At 49.1% G+C, this 5,991-nt stretch carries 5 protein-coding genes and 1 pseudogene; 2 read left to right on the forward strand and 4 right to left on the reverse strand.

Annotation, left to right across the window (positions count from 1 at the left end):
* Nucleotides 1–240 (forward strand): annotated as a pseudogene (locus Q362_RS23905) (hypothetical protein); the annotation flags it as partial.
* The gene (locus Q362_RS22540; RefSeq protein ID WP_157470307.1) at nucleotides 237–2,195 is read left to right on the forward strand and encodes a hybrid sensor histidine kinase/response regulator; all 1,959 of its coding nucleotides are present in this window, start codon (nucleotides 237–239) and stop codon (nucleotides 2,193–2,195) included. The pseudogene Q362_RS23905 and the gene Q362_RS22540, both read left to right, overlap by 4 nt.
* Before the next feature lie 84 nt (nucleotides 2,196–2,279).
* Here Q362_RS22540 and Q362_RS0117270 read toward each other — a convergent pair whose 3' ends face one another.
* The 4 genes from Q362_RS0117270 to Q362_RS0117290 all read right to left on the reverse strand — a co-directional run.
* Nucleotides 2,280–3,833 carry an exosortase C-terminal domain/associated protein EpsI gene (locus tag Q362_RS0117270; RefSeq protein ID WP_028319645.1) on the reverse strand — a complete coding sequence of 518 codons (1,554 nt, stop codon included), beginning with the start codon at nucleotides 3,831–3,833 and terminating at the stop codon, nucleotides 2,280–2,282.
* 138 nt (nucleotides 3,834–3,971) lie between these two features.
* Nucleotides 3,972–4,871 (reverse strand): tetratricopeptide repeat protein, encoded by a 900-nt coding sequence (locus Q362_RS23210; protein WP_084312958.1) that lies wholly within the window; start codon nucleotides 4,869–4,871, stop codon nucleotides 3,972–3,974.
* A gap of 137 nt (nucleotides 4,872–5,008) precedes the next feature.
* On the reverse strand, nucleotides 5,009–5,590 hold the full coding sequence (locus tag Q362_RS0117285; RefSeq protein WP_157470310.1) for a hypothetical protein: 582 nt from the start codon (nucleotides 5,588–5,590) through the stop codon (nucleotides 5,009–5,011).
* A gap of 86 nt (nucleotides 5,591–5,676) precedes the next feature.
* Nucleotides 5,677–5,991, reverse strand: a 315-nt coding sequence (locus Q362_RS0117290) for a transposase (RefSeq protein ID WP_028319648.1), incomplete at its 5' end; no start/stop codon positions are given.

The raw sequence follows: 5,991 nt of genomic DNA on the forward strand, positions 1-5,991 counted from the left end.
CGCATGACACTTCGCGGTATGGACAATGTTGCCAAACGCTACCTGATGCATGCCGCTGGCTACAATCTTGGTCTGGTGATGCGTCATCTGTACCGGCACGGCACTCCCAGAGAGATGGCCGGCCTGGTTGTTCGTCTGTTTTGGCCTGTAGGGAGCCTTGTATTGCTCCTCGTAACCGGATTTCGCGCTACGGATAAAATTCCTCCAGGGCATGTTTTGACCGGTGCCGGTTTGTCTTGATCGGCTTGGCGTGCCGTACCGAGTGCATGCTCCCGGAAACATGGCTTTTTCAACGGGCTGATAAAAGCGAATCACTGTTCAGAAATCTCTTTGAGCACCATGCCGCGGTGAAATTGCTCATCGACGCTGAAACCGGCGCTATTTTGGAAGCAAATGCTGCCGCGGAACATTTCTACGGCTGGTCGTGCCAGCAACTCAAAGAGATGCATATCCAGGACATCAACACGTTGACGCCGGAGGAAACCAGGAGTGAGATGGAAAAAGCGCGTAACAACCAGCGCGTCCATTTTGAATTCCGTCACCGGACGGCAAACGGAGACATACGGGATGTGGACGTTTTCAGCAGCCACATCGAGGTGCAGGGCAGATCCATTCTCCACTCCATCGTCCATGACGCCACTGCAAAGAAGAAGGCGGAAAGAGATCTGCAGGCCAGCCAAGAATATCTTAGTAGCGTTTTCCGGGCCGCTCCGGTCGGTATCGGCGTGGTCATCGATCGGGTCTTCAGCACCGTCAACGACCATCTTTGTGCCATGACCGGCTACAGCCGCGATGAACTCCTCGGTCAAAGCAGCCGGATACTGTATCCCTCTGATCAGGAGTTTGAGTTTGTCGGCACGGAGAAATATTTGCAGATCCAGCGGGATAACATCGGGACGGTGGAAACGCGATGGCAACGCAAAGACGGAAATTGCATTGATGTGCTCCTGAGTTCCTCACCTCTCGAGTCGAAAAACCTGGCCGGCGGAGTAACCTTTTCCGCCCTGGACATTTCGGAACGAAAACAGGCTGAAAGAGACAGGGAAAAATTGCAGGGCCAATTGCTGCAGGCCCAGAAAATGGATTCGGTCGGTCGGTTGACAGGCGGGGTGGCCCACGATTTCAACAATATTCTTTCCGTGATCCTGGGATACACCGGAATGGCCATAGAGCAGACGCAGCCCGACGCACCGATCTACACCTATCTGGAAAGAATTCAAGAAGCCGGCCAGCGCTCCGCAGAAATCATCAGGCAATTGCTCGCCTTTTCTCGACAGCAAACCATCGCTCCCAAGGCGCTTAACCTTAACACCACCGTGGATGGCATGGTGAAAATGTTGCAACGGCTGATCGGCGAGAACATACATCTTGCCTGGATACCGGCATCTTCGCTGCCATCGATCTATATCGATCCATCCCAGATCGACCAGATGCTGATCAACTTGTGCGTCAATGCCCGCGATGCCATTGACGGCGTTGGTACCGTGACCATTGAAACCAGAGCCGTCACCGTGGATGCCGAATACTGCATGCAGAACGCCGGATTCATTCCCGGCGACTATGTGATGCTTTCCGTGAGTGACAACGGCTGTGGCATGCCACCAGAAGTCATGGAAAAGATTTTCGAACCGTTCTATACTACCAAGGGGCTCGGAGAGGGGACCGGTCTCGGCCTGGCAACCGTCTACGGTATCGTCAAACAGAACCAAGGGTTCATCAACGTATACAGCGAGCCGGACAAGGGAACCACTTTTAGAATCTACATTCCTCAGTATACCGACGGCGAAACCGCCGACAGACAGCAAAAGGATGTTCTTCCGGAAAAGAGCCGGGGCGAAACCATTCTGCTGGTGGAGGATGACCCGGTTCTGCTCGATATGAGCAAAACCATGCTTGAACGGCTCGGCTATCGCGTGCTGGTCGGGCAGGGGCCGCTGGCGGCGCTGCAAGTTGTCGAACAGAATCCCGGCACAATTGACCTGCTGGTGACCGATGTAATCATGCCGGAGATGAATGGCCGTGATTTATCCAGCCGCATCCTCGAACGGTATCCTTCCCTCAAGGTCCTGTATATGTCCGGATACACGGCCAATGTTATTGCCCATCATGGTGTGCTCGATGCAGGGATACATTTTCTGAACAAACCTTTTTCCACCCACGAGCTGTCGATTAAAATCAGGGAAGCATTAGCCTGACAGCGACTCGATGGCCCTTCTCCAACTGAGGCGGGACAATTTCAACCATTTCCCATTTTCCCGTCACGCCAGGACACAACAGACTTACCCCGGAATATATCGAGGAAGAATATTCCAAAGGGCCGCTATGAAATGGTCGAGGTCCTCATAGGCACGATCACTGATTTTGTTGTCCGGGACGACCATTTCCACTCGAACGATGGCGCCGTCAGTCCGGTGTTGCTTGAAGGCGTCCCAAATCAGATACAGTTTGTTCATCCAAGGGCTGACGGTTGTCCGTCCCCGGCCCAGAAAAAAATAATTGGCAACCAGGTTTGTTTTTTCCTTCTGGAACAGCATGGTCCTGACCGTGATATGCTCCTTGTCCGCAACGGCTACGGTTCTGTCCTGACTGCCGGACAGGGCCCAACCGCTGCCGAGAATGCAGGATTGAGGAGCGTGGGCGGCGTGCAGGGTCCCCTGATATGCGTAATAGGGAATCAGAAGATGGATCTGTTGGCCCGGACGGTCCGGATGTGAAAACGTCATCTTGACGTAGTCGTCGGACCATAATTCCGCAAGGATATCATCCGGGATGTGCTCTCTCGTTCCTTCCCAACCACCGATCTCAAGGGGGAAGTCGAGAAAAGATTGTCGTTCCGGGATGATGTGCGTTGATGGCAGCTTATGTGCAATCCAGCCGCCGCCAAGCAGCAGGAGGCAGCAGAGGAAGACGATGGCCCTGTTTGGGGCTCTCCCGCGGTCGTCTTTGGCACGGGTACTCCAAATCTGCGGAACGGTCAATGTGGGACCGATTGTATTGAGCAAGGAAGTCACAAACCAGAGAATGACTGCCGCACAGAGAAACAGGGCGAATCCGGCAAAATCATGGAAGAAATTGTCGGCAAGTTCCGGATAGCCGTTTATGGAGAAAACGGCTGTGATGAAGATGCGAAAACTGTTGACAAGAACGGCGACAGGTAAAACGAACATAAGCAGTATGGCTCGCCGGACAAGATCCCTTGAGTAAAAATGCCCTATCAGCAGGGCAAGCAAAAACATGGCTAAAACATAGCGTAGTCCACTGCATGCATCGACAACTTGGAACTGTCTCACGCCAAGATCTATGATGTTGCCGTTTTGCAGTACACTGACATCAAGCACGCGAAGCATGTGCACCGACAAGGTGCTGGCCAGCATCTTGAGGTTGAATGTCAGGGAGCGCAGTATAAAAGGAGGGAAAGGAACAATGAAGGCCAGGATAAGCAATTCAAACCACAGTTTTCGTATTCGATTTCCGTAAAGACTGAGACCTATGGCAAATAGAAAGAACCATAGCCCTATGAATGTCAGGGTCACGATGGATCCCAGTTCCCCGACGACCACCAGGAGAAAGGCAAGCGCATAAACTGCCAGGCTCCACGGTTTCCAGTTGAAGGTCAGATAGTTGAAAGTCGTCCGTTTTTCCCAGCAGAGATAGAGGAAAAGGGGGACGACGAGATAGCAATAATTGCTGTCGTCAAAATTCCAAAGCGAGACCATTTTCTGAATCGCCGGCCAAAAACCCACGACAAGACAGAAAAGAAGCGAGAACAGGAAGGTGCACGCCTGAAAAGAGGATGGATTTTGGTTGGGATAGTATTGGCTATGGGACGTCATGCTGATCTCCGTCGTTCTTCTGGGAACTTTTTTGGACAAACTTGAGATGAAAAGAAGCGATAGAAAGGTGTGTATTTTTTCGTTCCCTCTGTTCTGGGCAGAGATGCTGTGTATGATTTTGTCTAGATGTCGTGTTGATTATATGAATTTTTCCACAAGCGACTGAATCTGCGCGTTTCCTGGAAAGAGGGCTATCGCTTTATTGTATAATTGTATAGCCTTATCTTTTTGTGCTGATTGAAAGCAGCATGTTATATATTCATAGTAATATCTGCTGTTATTATTTTCTGATTGCTGTAATTTTTCATAAATTTCAATAGCTTTGTCAATTCTATCATTTGCAATATAGATTTTGGCAATACCTATATGCGCAAAAAAGTCATACCCGATATCCAATGCCTTGTTGTAAAACAATACAGCCTTGTCCTTGTTGCCGGCCTTTGCGAAACAGTCACCGATTCTTGTCAGGGCCACTTTGTTCGCCGGTTCAATACCATGAAATTTTAGCCAGTATTTCAGAGCATTGTCATTGTCGCCCAAGCCGCGATAGGTGTCGGCAAGTCCATAAAGGGCAAATGAATTATTGGGATCGAGCAATTCGCAGATACGGAAATATTTCATTGCTTTTTCAAATTGTTTCCGTGATTTATATATTTTCCCCAATGCAGTGAGCAACTTGATATTTGTTGGATCTTCAACCCAAATATTCAGAATGTATTTTTCTGAATTATGATAGTCTTTGTTGCTAAAGTATAGAAATCCCAATCCTATATTGAGATGAGGATCTTTTGGATAGATAGAAAGGCCTTCCTCGTAATAGTGGATCGCATCGATTTTACTTATATTTTGCAATATATCGCCAAGAAGAGAATATATTTTGGGGTTATATTTTTTTTCATTTATGAGTGATTTGAGTGTTGATGTTGCTTCTTGATATTGTTTGTTTATGACAAGATTTTCTATTTTTGATATTAATTTATCTGTTTTTTCTTTCTTGATGATATGGCATTCTTGTTTATTATTGGTATGGTTTATCATGTATTTTGCTGGACCTTATTTGTGCTATGCTCATGGTTGTTGATGTATGGTATCAATTGGAAAAAACGTCATGGCGTTGGCTGAGTGTAATGTCCTGTTGATTGGTTAGAATACGGGTGCGACCTTGGCGTGAAATGTCAGAGTGTTGTATCGTCTGTCTTCCGGGGCGATGATGTTGGCGAATTCGCATAAAGATCGACATTCTTTCCCTCCCGCAAGAGAATGTTCGCCTGCTCGATGTAGCCGGAAACATTCTCACCTTCAAAGCCGAATGCGACGGCGTTGAAAAGGTCAGCGGCATATTCCCTGTTACCGTATTTCATGTGCAGCTTCCCGGTGACGAGCATCATCTCGCACAGAGTTTTTTGGGAGAGCGTATAGGTGGTTTCGGCGCTCTTCCAGCGTTCATAATCAAGGCCGGTGCGGTAATAGCGGTTGTTTTTCTGAAAATAATCCGCACGTTCGAGTTCATCCCGCATCAATTCCATGATCTCGCCCATTCTGGCGAGATGGACCGAATCATGGGATGTGAGATAGGCCGCCTGAAGTTGTTCGAACGCCGCCCGTTGCCCGGACACGAATCGGCTCATTTTTTGGGTCTCGGTAAAGACCGGATCCTGAGCAAGCTGCTTTTCGTTGAGCCCTGTGCATGCCGTGCCCAGGAACAAGGCGACGGACACAACCAATCCCGATGAAACGACTGTTTTGAATGTCTTCATTTTCCATCTCTCGACGTTCTCGATAATGAAAGGAACAATGCCTGTGATCAACCAGTGCATCCTGCTTATTTTGGCTCTTCGTCGTTTCAAGTGGATTTGACCAGATTTTGTATCGGGGCGGCCAGCAGATAAATCATGCAGATGAACGTGTCATCATTTCTGTATCCTCTGGCCCTACACTTTGCTGCTTGGAAGATGCCGTTGAGCGCTTCTATCCTGGCGTTGTTGTGGCCTGATACCCAGCGCGCAAGGATGGCTTGGCGATGCTTATCCACCGTTTTCAGTGCGTTGCGGACTGGCTTGAGGAGGTCGATATCCGTAACCAACTTCAAGGCAACATTGATGAAATTGGTCAGTCGCCATTGTGCGCCTCGCATCGAAGTTGCCTTGCGCACCCAACG

The sequence above is a fragment of the Desulfobulbus elongatus DSM 2908 genome (genome assembly GCF_000621145.1).
Lineage (GTDB): Bacteria > Desulfobacterota > Desulfobulbia > Desulfobulbales > Desulfobulbaceae > Desulfobulbus > Desulfobulbus elongatus.